We start from the raw sequence: 21,226 nt of genomic DNA, 5'->3' as shown, positions 1-21,226 counted from the left end.
CTTCGCGAGATGCCCCCCTTCTTCGATCAACCCCACGGACGACGTCCATGACCGCCTCCACCCTGTTGCGCGCGCCCGACGCCGCCCTCGCGCCGCCCCGCGAGGTTCCCGTCGGACCCCAGATCCGCCAGGCCGCGCACCCCACGCCCGCCGCCGGCTCGGGCGTCGCCGTCACCCTGCGCGGCCTGTCGAAATCCTTCGACGGCCATCCCGTGATCGAGGGGCTCGACCTCCACATCCCGGCAGGCCAGTTCGTGGCCATCGTCGGCCGCTCGGGCTGCGGCAAGAGCACCCTGCTGCGCCTGATCCTCGGGCTCGAACAGCCGAGCGCCGGGCGGATCGACCTCGAGACGACGGGCGTGCGCTCGGCGACGAAGCGCATCATGTTCCAGGAGCCGCGCCTGCTGCCCTGGGCCAGGGTCGTCGACAACGTCGCCGTGGGCCTCGGCGGGGCAGGGCGGCGCCAGGAACGGCGCGAGCGTGCGGCGGCGGTGCTGGCCGAGGTCGGCCTCACCGACAAGGCCGGCAACTGGCCGGCCACCCTGTCCGGCGGCCAGCGCCAGCGCGTCGCCCTGGCGCGCGCCCTCGTCAGCCGTCCCGGCCTCCTCGCCCTCGACGAGCCGCTGGGGGCGCTCGACGCCCTGACGCGCATCGACATGCAGGACATGATCGAGCGGATCTGGCGCAACCAGGGCTTCACCGCCATCCTCGTCACCCACGACGTCGCCGAGGCGGCGGCCATGGCCGACCGCATCCTCGTGGTGGAGGAGGGCCGCGTCGCCCTCGATCTCACCGTGGACGTGCCCCGGCCGCGCCGGCGCGGCGACCCCGAACTCGCGCGGCTGGAAGGCCGCATCCTCGACCATCTGCTGAAGGACCGTGCCCCGGCCTGATCCCCGGACGAGCGCGGACCCAACGGCACAACCCAAGGAGCTTCCCATGACCGCAGAGACCGACGTCCTCTGGTTCCTGCCCACCCACGGCGACGGCCGCTACCTCGGTGCCCAGGAAGGCGCCCGCGACGTGTCGCTGGCCTATCTCCGCCAGATCGCGCAGGCGGCCGACGAGCTCGGCTATTACGGCGTGCTGCTGCCCACTGGTCGATCCTGCGAGGATTCCTGGGTGATCGCCTCGGCTCTGGCCGCCCTGACGAAGCGCCTGCGCTTCCTCGTGGCCGTCCGCCCCGGCCTGCAGGAGCCGTCCATGGCCGCGCGCATGGCCGCCACCCTCGACCGGATCTCGGACGGGCGCCTGCTCATCAACGTCGTGACCGGCGGCGACCCGGTGGAGCTGCGCGGCGACGGCGTCTTCCTCGACCATGACGAGCGCTACGTCGTCACCGACGAATTCCTGCATATCTGGCGCGGGCTGATGTCCGGCGAGACGGTGAGCTACGAGGGCAAGCACCTCAAGGTCGAGGAAGGCCGGGTGATCTTCCCGCCGGTGCAGAAGCCCTATCCGCCTCTGTATTTCGGCGGCTCGTCGCCGGCCGGGATCGAGGTCGCGGCCGAGCATTGCGAGGTCTACCTGACCTGGGGCGAGCCGCCGGCCGGCGTCGCCGAGAAGATCGCCAAGGCGAAGGAAGCCGCCGACCGCAAAGGAAAAACCTTCTCCTACGGCATCCGCCTGCACGTCATCGTCCGCGAGACCGAGGGCGAGGCCTGGGCCGCCGCCGAGAACCTGATCTCGCGCCTCGACGACGAGACCATCGCACGGGCGCAAGCCACCCTGAAGCGCCAGGATTCCGTGGGCCAGAGCCGGATGATGGCGTTGCACGGGGGTGACCGCACGAAGCTCGAAGTCTCGCCCAACCTCTGGGCCGGCGTCGGTCTCGTGCGCGGCGGCGCCGGCACGGCACTGGTCGGCTCGGCGACCCAAGTGGCGGACCGGATGAAGGAATACATCGATCTCGGGATCGACCGCTTCATCCTCTCCGGTTACCCGCATCTGGAGGAGGCCTACCGCTTCGCCGAGCTGGTCTTCCCGAAGCTGCCGCTCCGCGCCACCACCGGCGTCCCGCCGAGCAATGCCCGCAACAACGGCCCCTTCGGCGAAGTCATCGCCAACGACATCGTCCCGAGCCGCCGCATCGCGGCGCATTGAGGATCACGTCCCGTGGGCGTCGCCTGCGACGCCCTTTCCCGGACACCTGAAGCGTCAGCGAAAGGTGATCCGGGACCCGGAGATGCAAGGGCCGCGTCAGCGGCTCTTGATGGTCCGCGCAAAGAGATTCGGGCGCTTCGCGGCGTGTCCAGCCGCGCCCCCCGGAATCCCCTTCGGTCCTCCTAACCGACGACAACCCCGAGGACATTCCATGCCCCGTTCCACCGCGCGCGCCCTCGCCATCCCGCGACAGACGAGTCTCGCCTTCCTCATAGCCCTCGCCTTCCTGATCCTCGGCACCCTGCTGGTACGCGCCGAGGACAAGGTGATCCGGGTCGGCTACCAGAAATACGGCACCCTGGTCCTGCTCAAGGGCAAGGGTTTGCTGGAGAAGAAGCTGGCGCCGCTGGGCTACCGCGTCACCTGGGCCGAATTTCCCTCGGGGCCGCCCCTCTTGGAGGCGCTCAATGCCGGGGCCATCGATCTCGGCTCGGCCGGCGAGGCCCCGCCGATCTTCGGCCAGGCCAACAACCCGGATTTCCTCTACGTCGCGCACGAGCCGGGGGCACCGCTCGGAGAGGCGATCCTCGTCGCCAAGGACAGTCCGATCAGGACCGTCGCCGATCTGCGCGGCAAGAAGATCGCCCTCAACAAGGGCTCCAACGTCCATTACTTCCTGGTCGAGGCTCTGGCGAAGGCGGGCGTGCCCTATGACGCGGTGACGCCGGTCTTCCTGGCGCCGGGGGACGCGGTCGCGGCCTTCTCGCGCGGCGCCGTCGATGCCTGGGCGATCTGGGACCCCTTCCTCGCCTCGGGCGAGCGGGCCACCGGCGCGCGCACCCTCGTCGACGGCACCGACATCGTGCCGAACCGGCAATTCTACCTCTCCACGCGGACCTTCTCCAACGCCAACAAGGCCGCCCTCGACGCCACCCTCGCCGCGATCGGCGAGATCGATGCCTGGGCCAAGGACAATACCGATACGGTGGCCGCCGAACTGGCCCCCGCCATCGGCATCCCGGCGCCGATCCTCACCGTCGCCCTGAAACGCCTGACCTACGGCGTGACGCCCCTCGACGCGGCGGTCGTCGCCGACCAGCAGAAGGTGGCCGACACGTTCCACCGCCTCGGCCTGCTGCCGAAGCCGATCACGGTCTCCGACGCCGTGCGCAAGCCCGGAAGCTGATGGGCTCTACCGCGCCACCGGCGCCGGCATCAGCCGGCGCAGGACGAGGTGGGTGGCGCCGCAGAGCACCAGCGGGACGACGACGAGGAGGCTCGCGAACCAGGCCCATGCCGGCATCAGGGTCTGGGCGGCGGCGTCGCTCATGCCCCAGACGTAGTTGATGTTGACGGGCGTGAGCCCGGCATCGGGGCGCGGACCGGGCATCAGGAAGAAGCACACGAACAGTACCGCCACGGCGAGGCCCGACCAGGCCGCCCAGGCGCGGCGGTCATAGCCGAGGCGCCAGACCAGGAAGACCAGCAGGAACGGCAGCCAGCCGTGGAAGAGCGAGAGCGAGCGCAGGAACAGCGGGTTCTCGGCCTTGAACATGTAGGCGGTCATGCCGGTGAGCGGCATGCCGGCGAGTTCGGCGAGGAAATCCGCCACCCACAGCACCTGCGGCGCCAGGATGCCCACCGTCGGCATGGAGACGAGGAGCGGGCTCTCCCGCCAGATGCCGACCAGGGTGAGGATCAGCGCGAGGTCGCAGAAGTAGAGGAAGTTGGTCGGCCCGTACCAGGCCCAGTAGACCGGCATCAGCACCGCCATGAAGGCGGTGTAGGCGAGCTTGAGGGCCAGCGGCAGGCGCCGGCCGCGTGTGGGTTCGAGGGCGGCCGCCATGTCGGCCAGCGCCGTTTCCGCGACGGCGAGGGGATCGGTCGCCGGGACCATGCTGCCGCTCATGTCCGATCCTCCTTCATGTCCGCCGCCCATCGTCCGTCGAATCGCTCGTCCGCTTCGAAGCTTGGCCGAACCGGAGGACACACGAATTCGTGACGGTCCGGCGTGACGTGCGGCACGCGGGGACCGTCATCGCCCTGGAACCGGATTTGTGCGCGATCCGCGGCGACCGTCCCCGGCGGTCAGGCCGCGGCGCAGTCGCGCCCGGAGGCCTTGGCCTCGTAGAGGGCTTGATCGGCTCGCGCCATGGCCCCGATGAGGGACGTTTCTCCCGGCGCGACCATGCTCACGCCCATGCTGGCGGTCCAGGCCGGCAAGTCCGGCAGGGTCTGGAAGGAGCGGCGCAAATCGTCCGCGAAGGCCAGCGCGGCCTCGCGGGCCGTATCGGCGAGGACGACGACGAATTCGTCGCCGCCCAGCCGCACGAAGAGGTCCTGGCCCGAAAGGCGGCGCATCGTGCAGGTCGCCAGGGCGACCAGCACCGCGTCGCCTGCCGCATGGCCGTAGCGGTCGTTGATGGTCTTGAAGTGATCGACGTCGATGGCGATGACCGCCGTCTCCGACGTGACGACGGCCGGCGCGTCGGCCGTGAGACCGGCCCGGTTGAGGGCCCCGGTCAAGCTATCGCGTAGGGCGATACGGCGAAGAACCGCTTGAGCCCGTTCGCCCGGCATGGAGATGAGGCCGAGATTGAGGATGGGGAGCAGAACCTGGTCTGCGAGCAGCGGCACCAGGGCCCCGGCATGAGGGATCTCGCTGTGGTTCATCAGGACGACGAGCGTCAGCAGATAGGCGGGGACGTATCCCAGCAGGGCCAGTCCGGCGATGCGGCGCCCTCCCATGATTCCGTTGCGCCGACCGCTCGACAGAACCGAGCCTATCGCCACCATGACGCTGGCCAATCCCAGAATACCGCCCATCTGCGCGACCGTCCGGTCCTCCAGCAGGAGGGCGGGACCGAGATATCCGAGGCTCGGCAGCAGGATCAGGGGGATCGTCCAAGGCCGGAACGGCTTCAGGCCGTCGAACCGGTCCACGCCGGTCAGGACCAGGACGGAGGAGAGGCCCAGCAGCGCGTGCAGCACCGCTATCGCCACCGGATGATCGCCGACGATCCCGAAGCCGACCATGATCGCTGCGTAGAGTCCGGAGCTCGCCGCCCAATCGAGAAGAAAAGACTGCCCGGTCCGAGCTCGCCACAAAGTCAAGTAGACCGTCATGAAGGCAAAGCTCATGAGGGTGCTGCACAGGCTGAGGGTCGGCACGTCGGGTATCGAGAACATGGATGCGACTTCGTGCGGCACTGACCGAAACCGTCCTAACGCCAAAGCCTTAAAGGGCGCATAACCGAACGACTTGATCTAGGTTGGTTCCGGCGAACCGTGTGCGAGGTCGAAAATATCAAATAAATGTCGATGCGCTGCTCTTGGCGGACCGACCGAAGACGATCCATTGCCGACACACTACGTCGTCGCGAAGCATCGGCACCCGTCGGCCTCTCGCTAACCTTTCGCCCGAATATCGAAAGCGAAGCACGACCGGCCGGGCCGGCCCGTCACTCCAGCCGGACGACGACGCTGTCGCTGGCCCCCGAGGCGTCCATTACCGAGATCCTGGCGAAGCCCGCGCCGTCCGGGCGCCATTCGGACTGGCGACGGGGGCTCTCGGCGACGGGCAGGCTGTTGACCATCCAGGTGAGGGGCGGCACGCCGCCCAGCGCCTTGAGGGCGAGGCTCGGCGGGGCGCCCGGCTCGGCGAGACCGAGGTCGATGCGCGAGCCGTCCGGCGGATAGGCGATCTTCAGCGCCGAGCCGAGGGCCGCCGACAGGGTCTTGGGCACGTCCCGGCGGATGTGGCGGAGCGGCGGCGGCAGGCCGGCGCTGGTGGTCACCAGGGCATCGCGGGGCATCGGTACGGAATCCGGCTCGCCGCCGAAGCGCGAGAACGCGTCGAACAGGATCGGGGCGGCGACCACGCGACCGACGAGGCCCGGCACGGCATTGCCGTCCGGCCGGCCGACCCAGACGGCGATGGTCACGCGCCGGTCGAACCCCACCGCCAGGGCGTCGCGATAGCCGTAGGAGGTGCCGGTCTTGAACGCGATCCGGTTCGGCAGCGCGTTCTCGGGGGGCGGTGCGCCGCGCAGGATGTCGGCCACGTACCAGGCCGCCACTTGCTCGGTGACGCGCGTCTCCGGCGGGCGCGGGGCGGCCGGCCCGTCGAGGCGGCGGATCAGGTCGGGCACCGAGCCCCCTCGCGCGAGGCCGGAGAACAGCCGGGCGAGATCGGTGAGGGTGATGCCGAGGCCGCCCAGAGCTACCGGCAGGCCGGGTGCCGTGTCGCGCGGCAGGTCGATCCGCGCGCCGGCGCCGCGCAGGCGGGCGATGAAGCGGGCGGCGCCCACCGCCTCCAGCAGGTCCACCGCCGGCACGTTGAGGGAGAGCTGCAGCGCGCGCCGCGCGGTGACGGTGCCCTGATAGCTGAGATCGAAATTCTCCGGCGCGTAGGAGCCGGCAAAGCGCACCGGCCGGTCGTCGAGGAGCGTCTCGGGATGGGCGATGCCGTTCTCGAAGGCCAAAGCGTAGATGAAGGGCTTGAGGGCCGAGCCCGGCGAGCGGATCGCCCCGGTCATGTCGATGGCGCCCGAGCGGCCAGCATCGAGATAGCCGGCGCTCCCCACCTGGGCGATCACCGCGCCGGTGCGGTTGTCGATGGCGAGGATCGCGGCCGAGATGCCCGGACCCATGGCGGCGGCCCGCTCGGCGGCGAGCTGTTCGAGGCTCGCCTGCAGGCGCCCGTCGAGGCCGAGGCGCTGCACCCGCGCCACGGGATCGGCCGCCACCGCCGCATCGGCCGCATGCGCCGCCAGCATCGGGAAGGGCTTTCGCGCATTCGGTACGGGCTCGGCCTTGGCGGCCTTCGCCTCCGCGGCGGTGATCACGCCGCGCGTGGCGGCGATGTCGAGGACCCGGTCTCGCGCCTGACGCGCACGGGCGGGGTAGCGATCCGGCCGGCGCGATTCCGGCGCCTGGGGCAGGCCGACGAGGAGGGCGGATTCGGCGAAGGAGAGCCGGGCCGGCTCACGCCCGAAATAGGCGAAGCTCGCCGCCCGCAACCCCTCCACCGGGCCGCCATAGGGGGCGAGCGCCAGGTAGAGATCCAGCACGCCGTCCTTGCCGAGGCGGCGCTCCAGCTCGACCGCCCGCACCATCTGGCGGAGCTTGGCACTGAGCGAGCGTTCGGGCCGCGGCTCCACGAGGCGGGCGACCTGCATGGACAGGGTGGAACCGCCCGAGACGATCCTGCCGTGACGGAGCCATTGCCAGGCGGCGCGCAGGGTGGCGGCCGGGTCGATGCCGTGATGGTCGGCAAAGCGCCGGTCCTCGTAGGCCTTCAGCATGGCGAGCATGCGCGGATCGACCTCCGCTCCCGTCACCGGCAGCCGCCAGCGCCCGTCGGCGGTGGCGAAGGGGCGCAGGAGATGGCTGTCGCGGTCGAGGATCACCGTCGATCGGAGGCTCGCCTGGGTGAGGTCGAGGGGCGGCAGCGTCGCGACGAAGCGCCAGAGGGCGAGGGCGGGGAGGAGGATAAGGAGGACGAGCAGGGCGCCGACGGCGGCAAGGATCAACCTCCCACGGACCTCATGCCGGCCCGGCTTGAGGTGGGGGAGGGTCGTTGCGGGACCCGCCAAGCCCTTCGCCGTTTCTTCTCCGATCCGAACCCTCATCCTGAGGTGCCCGCAAAGCGGGCCTCGAAGGAGCGCTCCAGCGGATCGCGAGATAACTGGAGGGCTCCTTCGAGGCCTCCGCTTCGCTTCGGCACCTCAGGATGAGGGGGGAGCATGGGACGGAAGCGTATCATCTCCGGCCCTACTTCGCGCTCACCTCGACCGAGCCGAAGGCGGTGCGGCCGAAGCGTTCGGGGCGGTACATGTCCTCGATGGTGGCGCCGGGATGGACGTAGGTGCCCGGCGAGACCGCCCGCACGGTATAGGCCGCCGTGAAGAAGGCGGATTGCTCCGGCGAGCGCTCGTAGGCCGCCACGAACCGGTCGTCACGGAACTCGGTGCTCACCGGCTGCACATCCGATTTGGCGAAGGCGAGGCCCGCCAGGGCGTCGGAATCGAGGAGCTTCGGGTTGTCGATCTCGAGGCCGGCGGGCAGGCGGTCCACCAGCAGGAGGCGCCCGGCACTGGCCTTCGATTCTGTCACCTTCAGCACCACCACGAGGCGGTCGTTCTGGCGAACCCCCTGAGCAAGGTCCACCACCGTGCCGTCGAGGCGGTGATAGCTCCGCTCGATGGCATAGCCGCGTGACTCCGCCGGTTCCGGGGCGATGGGATTGCCCGATACGCTCACCACCGTCTGGGCGGCGGCACGCCCCTCGTTGGTGATGGTGACGGGTTTCGCGTCGAGGGCGGGCGCGCGATAGAGCCGCGAGACCGAGCCGGCCTGCCGCGTGCCGTCGACGCTGAAGCTCAACGCCTCCGCGTCCTTGGCGAGCCCCTCGGCGGCGAGCACCATCCAGGCATTCTCCTGCGTGCTGGTGAGCCGTCCGCTGGCGCGCTCCTGGGTGATGACCGCGCCCAGCGGCTGGATCGTCTCGCGGGCGAGACCGGTCTCGGCGGCCAGCGCCAGCAGGCCGGCGCCGTCGCGCAGGCGCGAGCCGTAATCGGCGCGGTAGGCGGAGGTGTCGCGCGCGGCGTTCAGGGCCGTCACCGCCGAGTCGAAGGCCTTGGCCGCGCGGCCCCGATCGCCGAGGAGGGCCAGGGCCGCCGCGATCTGGCCGCGCCCGAGGGGGGTGGCGAACTCGCCGAGCTTGGTGTCGGCGAGGTAGCGCAGGTCGCCCATGACCGGGCGGCCGTTCCTCGCCAGCACGTAGGCCGCGTAGGCGATGTCCATGCCGCCGTCGCGCACCTCGGTGGTGTTGGCGACCGTGTTGCGAAGGCGGTCGAGCGCGTTGGAGAAGGCGGTCTGCGGCACCGCGAATCCGCGCTCGCGGGCCCGCGTCAGGAAGTCGGTGACGTAGGCGTTGAGCCAGATGTCGCTCGACCCGCCGACGCTCCACAGGCCGAAATCGCCCGACGCGTCCTGGCGCGACAGCACGCGGTCGATGGCCTCCCGCACCCGCTCGTCGACCTTGTCGTCGATGCCGAGCCGGTCGAGGGAGGCGAGCTTGTTGACGTAGAGGAGCGGCATCGCCCGGCTCACGGTCTGTTCCGAGCAGCCATAGGGGTAGCGATCCAGCGCCTGGAGCAGAGCGGGCACATCGAGGGCCGCCAGCGAGGAGGCCGTCACCGAGACCGAGCCGGTGCCGGGCAGGATGTCGGCGAGGAGGTCGCCGCTCACACTCATGCTGGCGCCCGGCGCCAACGAGCTCACCGAGCGCCGGACGAGGGCCCCGGTGCCGGGGCCGATATTCAGCGAGAAGCTCTGGCCGACCGTGCCGGCGATGCCGGGGCCGGACAGGTTCACGTCGAGGCGCGACAGGCCGGGCCCGGCGGCGGTGATCGGGATGACCAGGGAGGTCTTGGCTCCGGCCTCCAGCCGCAGGGTGCTGTGGACCGCGCCGGCCGAGACCAGGACGGGGCCGGTGAGGTCGAGATCCACGGTGTAGTCGCCGGCCTGACCCTCGACATTGTCGATGGCGATGAAGAAGCGCGAGCGGTCGCCGACATTGAGGAAGCGCGGCAGGGTGCCGGTGAGCACGACGGGATCGCGGATGATCACGTCGGCCTGCGCGGAGCCGACCTTCGCCCTGCTCCAGGCGGTCACCATCACCCGCCCGGTACCGCTGAAGGCGGGCAGCGGAAAGTCGACGCTGGCCCGCCCGTCGGGGCCGACGCGGACCACGCCGGAATAGAGCGCCAGCGGCGCCTGGGTCGGGGGCGAATCGGAGAGTTCCGCTGCGCCGCCGTCGCCGCCGGAGCGGATCGCGCCCACCGTGCCCTGCATGCCGTCGATCAGGTATCCGTAGAGGTCGCGGATCTCCGGTCCGAGGGCCTTCTGGCCGAAGAAGTAGCCGAACGGGTTGGGCGCCTCGTAGCGGGTGAGGTTGAGGATGCCGACATCGACCAGGGCGACGCTCACTCGCGCCTCCTCGCCGGAGGCGAGGCCGGCGAGCTGGATCGGCAGGGTCAGGGTCTCGCGGGGCCGTGTCGTCGCGGGTGCCGCGACGGTCACGGCGAGGCTGCGCTTGTCGGTATCCACCGAGAACCAGGCGAGGCCGAGCGCCCGGCCGGGCAGGCGCTTGGCCGCCTGATCGAGCGGCCGATAGGCGGTGGCGACGAGATAGGCGCCCGATCCCCATTCCGCCTTCACCGGGATGTCCACCGTCGTGCCGTCCTCGGACACCGCCACGTCGAGGATGTCGTGGACCTTCTCGCTCACCACGGCGAGGGTGGCGGTGCCGCGGAACCGGGGCTGGAGCCGCGCCCGCAGGGTCTCGCCGGCGGCATAGCTGGCCTTGTCGAGGCGCAGATCGAGGAGATCGGGCACGTCGGCGGTCTCGGAGCCGCCCCAGCCCACGGTGAAGGTGACGCTGACCGTGGCCTCGGGCCGACCGGCGACCAGGGCTTCGAGGCGGTAGGTGCCGAAGCCGACGGCGGAGCTGATCCGGCCCGGCGCATCGGCGCCGAGGTCGAGCCGTCCGTCGGCGACGCGTCGCGTCGAGGTGACGGGCTCGAACGACCAGCGGCCGCCCTCGCGGTACCATTGGTAGTTCCGGTCCACCTTGGACAGCGTCCAGGACACGCCGGATTGCGCGAGCTTGCGCCCGTCGGGGCTCGCCATGACCATGTCGAACGTGGCGAGGCTGCCCTCGGTGAGGTCGCCGGAGAAGCTCTTGCGGACCGCCAGTACCGGCCCCGCCGGCAGGATCGGCAGGGTGACACTGCGGCTGAGCGCCCGTCCGCCCGGCTCGCCGACCTGCAGCGTGATCTTCGCCTCGGTGGGCCGGGGTGCGCTCAAGGGCTGGACCGGCACGGTGATCGTCGCCGATCCCTTCGCGTCGGTGGTGGCCTTGGCCTCGATCTCGGCGGAGGTCGCCTCGACCTTCTCGTCGTCGAGGCCGATGGAGAAGCCGTCGAGCCCCTTGATCCCGCTCGTGGCGGCGGCCTGGACGAGGACCGTGCCCGACACGTCGAGGCCCGAGCCCGGCGCGCCGTAGAGGTAGCGCGCGGAGACATCGATCGTGGCCGGCTTGCCCTTGGTCAGCGTCGCGCTCTTCGGCGTCAGCGTCACCTCCAGCCGCTCGGGCACGTAATCCTCGACCAGGAACGTGGCCTCGCCGATGGCGGGCGCCTTCGCGTCGGTATAGGCGGCGACCCGCCAGGTGCCGTGCATCGCCCCCGACATCAGGGGAAGCGGCAGGGCGCGGCCGCCGAGCCCGGAATCGGCCACCTGGACGCGGCGGTACTCGACGCCGTCCGGGCGCTTCACCACCAGCGTCAGGGGAAGGTTCGGCACCGCGATGCCGGCGGCGTCGCGCAGGAGGGCGGTGAGCTGCACCATCTCGCCGGAGCGGTAGACCCCGCGCTCGGGAAAGACATAGGCCTCAACGGCACCCGGCTGCGGACGGCCCTTCACGCCGCGATCGGTGAGATCGAAGGCACTCTGCGAGAAGTCGAGGAAGCCGTAATCGTCGCCGAGCTGCGCCACCACGAGACCCGGCGCGATGCCGCCCTCGCCGCGTGCGAGGCCGGCATCGAAGGCAACATGACCCTGGCCGTCGGTCTTCTTCGTCGCCAGCACCTCGTTGTTGCGGGCCACCAGCCGGATCTCGGCGCCGGGAACCGTCTTCGCGCTGGCGAGCGAGCGGGCGAAGACATGGATGCCGTCGCGCCCCTTGAAGGCGGTCAGCCCGAGATCGGAGACGACGAACCATTGCGTCGCCTGTTGCTCGTAGCCGCCGTCCTCGTCGACAGTCGCGGCGACGCCGCTGGCCTGGGCCAGCATGACGTAGATGCCCGGCTCCAGCTTGCCGACCGCCTGCAGCACGGGGAAGGCGGTGACCGCCTCCTGGTTCAGCTCGGCCTTCGCCGTGTCGAGAATGCCCTTCCAGACGCGGATGCCCTTCTGGTCGGCGATCGTCCGCGCCGTCATGCCGTTGAGCTGGCCGAGGAATTCCTCCGAGCGCAGGGACGGGAGCAGGCCGCGGTCGCCGATGCGCAGCACCTCCACGTCGATCTTCGGCGCGTTGACCGAGACCAGCGGCACGCCGGCCTGGCCGGCGCGGGGCAGGACGTAGTTGCGCCCGGTGAAGCGCACCTGGGGCGAGCGGTCGCGCACGTAGACTTCGTAATCGGCCGATTTCAGCAGCGTCTCGCCCACGGAGGACGGGATGCCCGAGCGCAGCACGAAGGCGTAGCGCTCGCCGTGTTTCAGCCCGTCGACGCAGATCTGCTGGCCACCGCCGGTGACGGCGGCATTGGCCGCCCCCGAGACCGCGACGAAGGGGGCGAAGTCGGTCTTCGGCGCCAGGCTCTCCGAGAACTGGAAGCAGACGCGCGGGGCGGCGGCGTCGGAATCGACCTTGTAATCGAGGATGCGGAAGCCGTGCTCGGCGCGCAGGCCCTCGTAGGTCTCGCGCACCGTGGCATCGTCGGAGAGCGCCAGGCTGGCGCGGTAGGCCTCGAGCGAGGGCCGCCACTCGGATTCGTCGGCATAGACCTCGCCGAGGACGGCGAGCGCCTCGGCCTCTGCGGCGGCACCCCGTGCCTTCAGATAGGCCTGATAGGCGGAGGCCCTCGCCTGTCCGCGCAGGCGCAGGCGGAAGGAATAATCGCCGGTCTGGTCGTCGTTGCCCACCGTGCTGGCGGCGCGGGCATAGGCGATCCAGTTCTGCGGGTCGGTGGAATCGGCGGCGACCGCTGCCGCCAGGGGCTTCAGGGCGTCGGCCGGCTTCTCGGCTTCCACCAGGGCCTCGCCCTCGGCGCGGAGCCTGGCGGCGGTCTTGCCGGAGGCGGCGGCTTCCGCCTTCAGCGTCGCTTCGAGACGCACGCCGTCGCTGGCCAGCGCCTCGCGCAGGAAGGTCTTCGGCGATGGAGCCGGTCTGGCGGAGGCGGCCCGCGCCGCCGGGCGGTCGGGAGCCTGGGCGAGGGACGGCCCCGCGAGCACGCCGCCGAGGCTCAAGGCCCCGGTCAATGCCATGCCTAGGAGGGCGGCCGTGCGCCCGAGCCCGGTTGATCGCGACATCGCCCACCTCGTCTCCGGCGGCACCGATCCCCCTTCGGCGCCGGGCGGGACCCTAGCACCTCGGGCCGCCGCCGCAACGACGTGTTTACAGGCGCCGCAGCGCTGGAAATCCGGCCGGCCCTCTGCCACACCTTCGCGAGCGGAATCGGCGAAGGTCGTGAGGGAGCGTGGACCATGGCGCAGCGCGCGCGATTCGCAGGTGCCGCGGCGGCTCTCGCCCTCGGCGTCCTCCCGGCCTTGGCCCAGGCCCAGGCCCCGACACCGGCCCAGGCACCTGCCCGGCCGGCACCGCCCGCCGCCGCGGCCGATCCCGTCTTCGAAGCGGCGAGAGCCGCGTTCGAACCGCTGCCCGAGGCCGAGCGCAAGGGCCTGCAGGATGCCCTGGTCTGGACCGGCGACTACAACAGCGTGATCACCGGCACGTTCGGGCGGCGCACCTACGACGCGCTCCTCGCCTATCAGAAGCGGGCCGGAAACCCGGCGCCCGGCTTCCCCGACGCGAAGACACGGGCGGCGATCCTGGCGGCCGGCGACGCGGCGAGGAAGGCCGCGCGCTTCACGGTGAAGTCCGATCCCGCGAGCGGCGTCGTCATCGGCGTCCCCGAGCGGCTGCTGGCCAGGCGCAGTCCCCAGGGCGGCGGCACCCGTTGGCAGAGCGCAGACGGCCACGTCACCCTCGACACCAAGTCCTTCGGGACCGGGGAGGCCGATCTCGACGCCCTCTTCGCCCGCGTCACCGCACCGGGCCCCGACCGCAAGGTGACCTACAAGATCAAGCGTGCGGACTTCCTCGTGGTCACCGGCGAGACGGCGACGGGCAAGTCCTACATCCGCTACGCGGCCGGGGCGACGGGGATACGCGGCTTCACCATCGGCTACGACAAGGCCCTCGGGCCGGATGTGGACCGGCTCGTCATCGCCATCGCCAACAGCTTCGTGCCCTTCCCCGATGCGGCGGAGGCGGCGCCCGCCCAGGTGGCGGCCAGATCCGAACCGGGCTCCGCCAAGCCCGCGTCGAGCCCGCCCGCCGGGGCCGTATCGCTCCCCGGACGGGGCGCGGCGCCGATCGCCATCGGCCTCGTCGTCGCGCCGGGCCGCGTCCTCTCCAGCGCCTCCGCCCTGGAGACCTGCGCGACGCCCCGGATCGCCGGCATGGCGGCGAGACCGGTCAAGTCGGATGCCGGCCGAGGGCTGGCGCTGCTGGAGGTGGCCGGCCTGAAGGCGCGTGCCTCTGGGCTGACCGCGCGCGACTCCGCTCTGGCGCCGGGCGATGCGGTGGTGGTTCTCGGGGCCGATGCCGGGGGCGGCATCGCCGTGTCGTCCGGGCAATCCGGTGCGGGGCCGGCCGGCGAGACGCTCTACGCGCCGCTCCAGCCCGGCTCGTCGGGCGCCGTCGTGCTCGATCGCGAGGGACGGCTGGCCGGTCTCGTCGCCCTCTATCCCTTGGCGCCGCGTCTCGTCGCCGGTGTGGCGCCGCCGATGAGCTATCCGCTGGTCGGAGGCCGCGTGGCGGCGGGGTTTCTCGCCGAGAACGCGATTCCGCCGGGTCCGTCAGGCGGAAGTTCGGGCTCGACCCTTGGTGCGGTCGCCCACGGGGCGGCCGGTTCGGTGGTCACTCTCACCTGTCCGTAGAAGCACCGGCCGGTCCCTCCGGAGGGCACCGGCCCGGGCCCGAGCGGCGGGGAGCCGGAACACCCCGCCGCCGGTCGCAATGCGCGGTCAGATTCGTCCCGTGACCAGCAGCACGATCAGGATGATGATGAGAATGCCGCCGAGACCGAAGCTCTGGCCACGATAGGCGCCGCCACCGAGGAAGTTGCCGCCGCCGAGAACGGCGAGGATCAGGATGATGATGAGAATGGTGGTCAGGGTCATGGGAAGGAAACTCCGGTCACGCCCAACCAACATTGCTTGAGCTTGACCGGTGAAACGTCCTGGCGTGGATTCCGTTCAACGTTCCGTTCCGTCATTGATGCAAAAAGATGACGGTGTGGCTCAAAGGCCAATACGGTGATGCCGCTCACGCTCTCCAGTCGGGTAGATCCTCCGGTGTCGCCGTCAGCCAGGCGGGAACCGGCAGGCCGCGCTCGGTGAGGAAGGCCGGGTTGAACAGCTTCGAGGCGTAGCGCGCCGCCCCGTCGCACAGGATCGTCGCGATGGTGTGGCCGGGGCCGAGGACCCGTGCCAGCCGGATGGCGCCGGCGACGTTGATCCCCGACGAGCCGCCCAGGCTCAGGCCCTCCTCGCGCATCAGGCCGAACACGATCTCCAGAGCCTCGGTGTCGGGGATGCGGAACGAATGGTCCGGGCGGAAGCCTTCGAGATTGGCGGTCACCCGTCCCTGGCCGATCCCCTCGGTGATCGACGACCCTTCCGCCTTCAGGGTGCCGGTGGTGTAATAGGCGTGCAGCGCGGAGCCCTCGGGATCGGACAGGGCGATGGTCACGCCGGGCTTGAGTGCCCGCAGCGCCTGGGCGGTGCCCGCGAGCGTGCCCCCGGTGCCGGCTGCGCAGACGAAGCCGTCGATCCGCCCCTCCGTCGCGGCGAAGAGCTCGGGGCCGGTCGTGTCCACATGCGCCTGCCGGTTGGCGACGTTGTCGAACTGGTTGGCGAAGAAGGCGCCGGCCGGCTCGGTGGCGGCCAGCCGCTCGGCGAGCCGGCGCGCCACGTGGACGTAATTGTCCGGATTGGAGAACGGCACGGCCGGCACCTCCACGAGGCGGGCGCCCGCGAGCCGCAGGGTCTCCTTCTTCTCGGCGGACTGGGTCTCGGGGATGACGATGACCGTGCGGTAGCCGCGCACCGAGGCGACGAGGGCGAGGCCGATGCCGGTATTTCCGGCCGTGCCCTCCACGATGGTGCCGCCCGGCCGGATCAGCCCGCGCCGCTCGGCATCCTCGACGATGGAGAGCGCCGCCCTGTCCTTCACCGACAGGCCGGGATTGAGGAACTCCGCCTTGCCGAGGATGGTGCAGCCGGTGAGCTCCGAGGCGCGCGCCAGACGGATCAGCGGCGTACCGCCGATGGCGGCGAGGACGTCGCCGGAGAGGGAAGCGTTGCGCGTGGTCATGGCGGGCCGGGCGTATCCTGCGAAGCGAGCGATCGCCGGGGGTGATCGGCGAAGCGCGAACATGACCGAGACCGCGCGCTCCGGCCACCCTCCATCGGGCTGATCGCAGAAAGGTTCGCCGTGGGACCGGGAAGGGGTTGCCAAGCTGAAAAGGAGATTCTAGACACCCCCACCGACGGCGGAGCGCACAGCTCTCCCCCGGTCAGGTCGGCGCCCGTAGCTCAGCTGGATAGAGCACCAGACTACGAATCTGGGGGTCAGAGGTTCGAATCCTTTCGGGCGCGCCAATCTTTTCCGAGCCATTGCTCGGTCGTACGATATCTCAAATTCAGGCTTCGTTCCGCTGCCGGCCACATGTCCGGCGGTGCTATCGTTCATGGGCTTAATGCCCCCCTCACCTCCGCGCCAGTCGCGTCCGAAGAGAGGGTCGATGCGCCGTCGAGGCTGGACGCCAGACCTCCCTACGGCTGGGCCGGCGCCGATCCTCCCCTCTCTCCGAACTTCCTCACACTCGCGTCGCGGCGGCCATACGGCCCCTTGTGCGTGACCTCCGGTCGTCTTACCTCAACAGAAAAATCAATGATTACAGTACATTATTCCATTTAAAAACTACACCCGCCATGGGGCCGGGAGGATGAGGACGCCGGGAGGATGAGCGTTGCCGCTGTTCGGAACGAGCCTATGTCGCTCCAGGCGGCGGATCGCGAGCCGATCCGCGGGCTCGTCACGCGTCGATCGAAACTGCTCCCCGGGGCGGTCTTGGTGAGCGGGGCCGGCAGGACGCTTCGGCGCGCATGATCGCTCATCCGCTCGATCGCCGGTCTTCCCTGCTCGCCTGGGCGCGGCCCCTGCTGCCGTTCTTCAGCCTGTACGTCACCTTCGGGACGACCCTCGGCTTCCTGTCGAGCGGCGCGCCGCTGATCCTGCGGGCGCGCGGCGTCGACCTTGTCGAGATCGGGCTGCTGCAGCTGATCAACCTGCCCGTCGGCCTGACGTTTCTCTGGGCCGTCGCCGTCGACAGGCTCCGCCTGCCCGGCCTGCCGCATCGCATCGGCTGGATCGTGCTGATGCAGGGCGCGATCATCGCCCTGCTGGTGGTGCTGAGCCGGGGCGAGGCCTGGGCGCTCCCCGTGCTCCTGGGCCTCGCGGTGGCGACCTGCTTCTGCGTCGCCACCATGGACATCGCCCTCGAAGCCCTCGTGGTCGAGACGGTGCCCGCCGACAGGCGGCCCTTCGTCGCCTCGGCCAAGCTCTCCGGCGCGTCCCTGGGCGGGATCGCCGGAGCGGGCCTGCTGGTCGGATATTACGACGTGATCGGCTGGCGGGCCGTCATCCTCGGCGTCGCCGCCCTCAACCTCCTCTGCCTCCTGCCGATGCTGCGGTATCCGGAGGCCCGGCTTCGCCGCCATGCCGCGCCGTCGGAGCGCGGGAACGGCTCCCTCGAACGCCTGCGCGTCCTGGCGCCGCGCATCCTGGTGCTGGGCCTCTACTTCGCCGCCATGTTCGCCCTCACGGGCCTGAACAACCTCGTCCTGCTCGATCTCGGCGTGCCGCTGCACGAGGTCGGCTTCGTCACCGGCAGCCTCTCGCCGGTCATCAACCTCGTCATGGCCCTGGTCTCGGGCGGCCTCGTGCGCCGGGTCGGGACGCTGCGCCTCATCACGGTCTCGGCGCTCGGCATGGTCGCCAGTGGCGTCTTGATGATCGCCGCCAGCGCGATCGGATCCGCCGGGCTCGCCATCGCCGCGACGCTCCTCGGCATCGTCGGCGGCGGGGGCCTGGGCGTGCCGGTGTTCAACATGATCTATCGCTGGGCACAGGGGCCGCGCGCCGCCACCGATTACGCGCTCCTGTTCGGCGCGGCCTTCTTCGCGGCGATGCCGCTGCGGGTCGCCGCCCCGGCTCTGGCGGCGCATGCGGGCTGGCCGGCCTATTTCGCCGCCGCGATCCTGTTCTACCTCCTCGCCTTCGCCGGCCTGCATGCGGCCATCGGCCGGACCCTCGCGGCGGACAGGGCCGCGGGGCGCGCATGATCGACCGGATCGCCGCACTGGTCCCGCCGTCGCTGCAGGCCTTCGGCTGCCGGATCGCCACGACCCCGTCGCGGCCGGGGACCCGGCCGCTCTCGGTCCTGACCGGCAAGGCCGCCTTCGACGAGGTGGTGGACGGGTTCGGCAGGGCCTACGGCAAGGCGGCGGGCGAGGGACAGGGCGAGACGTTCGAGACCGCCGACCGGCGCGCCCTGGTCTCGCTCTGGACCCAATACTACCTCCCCGCCCTCATCGTCCCCTATTTCACGGCGCTCAGCCGCCTCGGCCGGGCCCTGCCGATCGGCTTCGACCGCGTCCATTTCGAACTCGACGAGGCCGGCACCGTCTCCCGCTTCATCGTGGCCGAGGAGGACGCGTCTCGCGCCGACCCGGAGCCGGGTCTCGATCCCCTGATCGAGGGCCACCTGCGGCCGTTCTTCGACCTGTGCCATGCGCATTACGGACTGTCCCGCCACGTGCTCTGGTGCAATGCCGGGGTGACCGCCGACGTCGCCCTGCGCGCGCTGAGCGGCGGTGCGGTGCCCGAGCCGCCGCTGGCCTCCCGTGCGGAAGCCTGCCTCGGCCGGTGCGGCGGGGATGCGTTCGGCCGCTGCCCCCTGGCGAAGGCCTTCAGCGGCGGCGAGGAGCGGCGCCGGCGCGTTTGCTGTATGCGCTACCGGCTGCCGGGCGTTCCGTCCTGCGGCGCCCTCTGCCCCGTCGATCATCCGAAAGCATCATGCTGAAGGCCTTCCTCGCCTATTACCGCCCGCACCGGACCCTGTTCCTCGTCGATTTCGGCTGCGCCGTCCTGTCGGGTCTGCTCGAACTCAGCTTCCCGATGGCGGTGAAGGCCTTCGTCGACGTGCTGTTGCCGCGCCAGGATTGGCAGCTCATCCTGCTCGCCGCCCTCGGCCTCGGGCTGATCTACGTGGCCAATGCCGGCCTGATGGTGGTGGTGACCTATTGGGGGCACGTGCTCGGCATCAACATCGAGACCGAGATGCGCCGGCGCGCCTTCGACCACCTGCAGAAGCTCTCGTTCCGCTATTTCGACAACCAGAAGACCGGCCACCTCGTCGCCCGCGTGACCAAGGATCTGGAGGAGATCGGCGAAGTCGCCCATCACGGCCCGGAAGACCTCTTCATCGCCGTGATGACGCTGGTGGGTGCCTTCGCCCTGATGGTCTACGTCCACCCGCCGCTGGCCTTCCTCACCGCCGGCATCCTGCCGGTGATCGCCTTCGTCACCCTGCGCTACGGCGGCCGCATGACCCGCAACTGGCAGGCGCAATACGGCCGCGTCGCCGCCTTCAACGCCCGGATCGAGGAGAATGTCGGCGGCATCCGCGTGGTGCAGGCCTTCGCCAACGAGCCGCACGAGCGGCGCCTGTTCGCCTCCGACAACCGTAAGTATCGCGAGACCAAGCTCGAAGCCTACCGGATCATGGCGGCCAGCCTGTCGATCAACTATCTCGGCATGCGGCTGGTGCAGATCGTCGTCCTGCTCGGCGGGGCCGCCTTCGTCGTGCGCGGCGATCTCTCGCCCGGAGGGTTCATCGGGTTCCTGCTGCTGGTGGGCGTCTTCTACCGGCCCCTGGAGAAGATCGGCGCCGTCGTCGAGACCTACCCCAAGGGCGTCGCCGGCTTCCGGCGCTACGCCGACCTCCTCGCCACCGAGCCCGACATCGTCGATCGTCCGGGCGCCATCGACGTGCCGGCATTGAGGGGGGACATCCGCTTCGAGGGCGTGAGCTTCGGCTACACCCCCGGCCAGCCGGTCCTGTCCGGCCTCGACCTCGACATCGCGGCCGGGGAGACCATCGCCTTCGTCGGCCCGTCGGGCGCCGGCAAGACGACCCTGTGTTCGCTGATCCCTCGCTTCTACGAGGTCGAGAGCGGCAGGATCACCATCGACGGGACGGACATCCGCGACCTCACCCTCGCCTCCCTGCGCCGGCAGATCGGCATCGTCCAGCAGGACGTCTTCCTGTTCGCGGGCACGATCCGCGAGAACATCGCCTATGGCCGGCTCGATGCCGGCGAGGCCGAGATCGCGGAGGCCGCGCGGCGAGCCAAGCTCTCCACCCTGATCGAGAGCCTGCCGAACGGGCTCGACACCGTGGTCGGCGAGCGCGGGGTGAAGCTCTCGGGCGGCCAGAAGCAGCGCCTCGCCATCGCCCGGGTGTTCCTCAAGAACCCGCCGATCCTGATCCTCGACGAGGCGACCTCGGCCCTCGACAGCGAGACCGAGCAGGCGATCCAGGCCTCCCTCGTCGAATTGTCCGAGGGCCGCACCACCCTCGTCATCGCCCACCGCCTCGCCACCATCCGCCAGGCGGACCGGATCGTCGTGGTCGGGGCGGACGGCATCGTCGAGCAGGGCCGGCACGAGGCGCTTCTCTCGGCGGGCGGGGCCTACCGCCGCCTCTACACCGCCCAGTTCTCGCAGGGTCGGGACGGTGGATCGGCGGCCGATGTCGCGGCCGAGTGAGGAATCCCGAGCCCATCCCCGCCGCGGGAGAGGCCGCCGAGACGTCGATCGGGGGGCGCTGCCGGGAGTTGTCCTGCCTCGAAGTTGTCCTGCCTGGAAGTTGTCCTGCCTCCTCACGCCTGCCATGGTCGCGCCATGGCACATCCCCTCCCCGCGCGTTACTCCCCCGACGAACTGATCGAGCAGCTGCGGGAAGCCGCGGAAGAGATCGCTCCCGAACTACCCGGCATCCGGGCGGAAGAGACGTTGGAAGGCGAGGCCGCCCAGACGATCGAGGAGCTGGCGGACGCCCTGAGGCGGATCGCCGGCGGTGCGCCGCGGCCCCAGGATCTCGCCCGCGCCGCCTTGGAGGCCAAGGCTCCGCTCAAGCCGATCGGCCGCCCCAAGAGTACCGTCGTGAAGCTGCAGAAGCCCCGCCGGTAGGGCCCGCGA

General features: G+C 70.7%; 14 protein-coding genes and 1 tRNA gene. 9 read left to right on the top strand and 6 right to left on the bottom strand.

Features of this window, described 5'->3' with window-relative positions:
- Positions 1–47: 47 nt before the first annotated feature.
- The 3 genes from ACFQ4G_RS01745 (at position 48) to ACFQ4G_RS01735 (ending at position 3,289) form a co-directional block, all read left to right on the top strand.
- The gene (locus tag ACFQ4G_RS01745; protein WP_238203044.1) at positions 48–893 is read left to right on the top strand and encodes an ATP-binding cassette domain-containing protein; all 846 of its coding nucleotides are present in this window, start codon (positions 48–50) and stop codon (positions 891–893) included.
- Between the two features lie 46 nt (positions 894–939).
- A complete protein-coding gene (ssuD, locus tag ACFQ4G_RS01740) occupies positions 940–2,103 on the top strand; it encodes an FMNH2-dependent alkanesulfonate monooxygenase (protein ID WP_238203042.1) in 1,164 nt (387 codons plus the stop codon).
- A 211-nt stretch (positions 2,104–2,314) separates the two neighbouring features.
- Positions 2,315–3,289 carry a sulfonate ABC transporter substrate-binding protein gene (locus ACFQ4G_RS01735; RefSeq protein ID WP_238203040.1) on the top strand — a complete coding sequence of 325 codons (975 nt, stop codon included), beginning with the start codon at positions 2,315–2,317 and terminating at the stop codon, positions 3,287–3,289.
- Between the two features lie 6 nt (positions 3,290–3,295).
- Here the strand turns inward: ACFQ4G_RS01735 and ACFQ4G_RS01730 are convergent, their stop codons facing one another.
- The 4 genes from ACFQ4G_RS01730 to ACFQ4G_RS01715 form a co-directional block, all read right to left on the bottom strand.
- Entirely contained in the window at positions 3,296–4,012 is a 717-nt protein-coding gene (locus ACFQ4G_RS01730) for a hypothetical protein (RefSeq protein ID WP_379039569.1), read from the bottom strand.
- Between the two features lie 179 nt (positions 4,013–4,191).
- Positions 4,192–5,292 (bottom strand): GGDEF domain-containing protein, encoded by a 1,101-nt coding sequence (locus ACFQ4G_RS01725; protein ID WP_238203038.1) that lies wholly within the window; start codon positions 5,290–5,292, stop codon positions 4,192–4,194.
- 272 nt (positions 5,293–5,564) lie between these two features.
- Entirely contained in the window at positions 5,565–7,736 is a 2,172-nt protein-coding gene (gene pbpC / locus ACFQ4G_RS01720) for a penicillin-binding protein 1C (RefSeq protein ID WP_379039567.1), read from the bottom strand.
- A gap of 142 nt (positions 7,737–7,878) precedes the next feature.
- Positions 7,879–13,203: an alpha-2-macroglobulin family protein gene (locus ACFQ4G_RS01715; RefSeq protein WP_379039565.1), complete on the bottom strand. Its 5,325-nt coding sequence runs from the start codon at positions 13,201–13,203 to the stop codon at positions 7,879–7,881.
- 174 nt (positions 13,204–13,377) lie between these two features.
- Here ACFQ4G_RS01715 and ACFQ4G_RS01710 point away from each other — a divergent pair, with 174 nt between their 5' ends.
- Complete coding sequence (locus ACFQ4G_RS01710; protein WP_238203034.1) at positions 13,378–14,835, top strand: serine protease; 1,458 nt, start codon at positions 13,378–13,380, stop codon at positions 14,833–14,835.
- An 87-nt stretch (positions 14,836–14,922) separates the two neighbouring features.
- Here the strand turns inward: ACFQ4G_RS01710 and ACFQ4G_RS01705 are convergent, their stop codons facing one another.
- Both ACFQ4G_RS01705 and ACFQ4G_RS01700 read right to left on the bottom strand, forming a co-directional pair.
- Positions 14,923–15,078 carry a DUF3309 domain-containing protein gene (locus ACFQ4G_RS01705; protein ID WP_163639227.1) on the bottom strand — a complete coding sequence of 52 codons (156 nt, stop codon included), beginning with the start codon at positions 15,076–15,078 and terminating at the stop codon, positions 14,923–14,925.
- A gap of 145 nt (positions 15,079–15,223) precedes the next feature.
- Entirely contained in the window at positions 15,224–16,273 is a 1,050-nt protein-coding gene (locus ACFQ4G_RS01700) for a cysteine synthase A (protein WP_238203032.1), read from the bottom strand.
- Positions 16,274–16,483: 210 nt separating this feature from the next.
- Here ACFQ4G_RS01700 and ACFQ4G_RS01695 point away from each other — a divergent pair.
- The 5 genes from ACFQ4G_RS01695 (at position 16,484) to ACFQ4G_RS01675 (ending at position 21,217) form a co-directional block, all read left to right on the top strand.
- Positions 16,484–16,560 (top strand) — tRNA-Arg (locus tag ACFQ4G_RS01695).
- Between the two features lie 507 nt (positions 16,561–17,067).
- On the top strand, positions 17,068–18,306 hold the full coding sequence (locus ACFQ4G_RS01690; protein WP_238203030.1) for an MFS transporter: 1,239 nt from the start codon (positions 17,068–17,070) through the stop codon (positions 18,304–18,306).
- A complete protein-coding gene (gene fhuF, locus ACFQ4G_RS01685; RefSeq protein ID WP_238203029.1) occupies positions 18,303–19,046 on the top strand; it encodes a siderophore-iron reductase FhuF in 744 nt (247 codons plus the stop codon). Before ACFQ4G_RS01690 ends, fhuF begins: the two co-directional genes overlap by 4 nt.
- Positions 19,040–20,794: an ABC transporter ATP-binding protein gene (locus tag ACFQ4G_RS01680; protein ID WP_238203027.1), complete on the top strand. Its 1,755-nt coding sequence runs from the start codon at positions 19,040–19,042 to the stop codon at positions 20,792–20,794. Before fhuF ends, ACFQ4G_RS01680 begins: the two co-directional genes overlap by 7 nt.
- 135 nt (positions 20,795–20,929) lie before the next feature.
- On the top strand, positions 20,930–21,217 hold the full coding sequence (locus tag ACFQ4G_RS01675; protein WP_238203025.1) for a hypothetical protein: 288 nt from the start codon (positions 20,930–20,932) through the stop codon (positions 21,215–21,217).
- Positions 21,218–21,226: the final 9 nt, after the last annotated feature.

This window comes from Methylobacterium marchantiae (assembly GCF_042679825.1).
GTDB classification, from domain to species: domain Bacteria; phylum Pseudomonadota; class Alphaproteobacteria; order Rhizobiales; family Beijerinckiaceae; genus Methylobacterium; species Methylobacterium marchantiae.
Note: the sequence above shows the minus strand (reverse complement) of the source record. Positions and strands in the feature narration are given on the sequence as shown.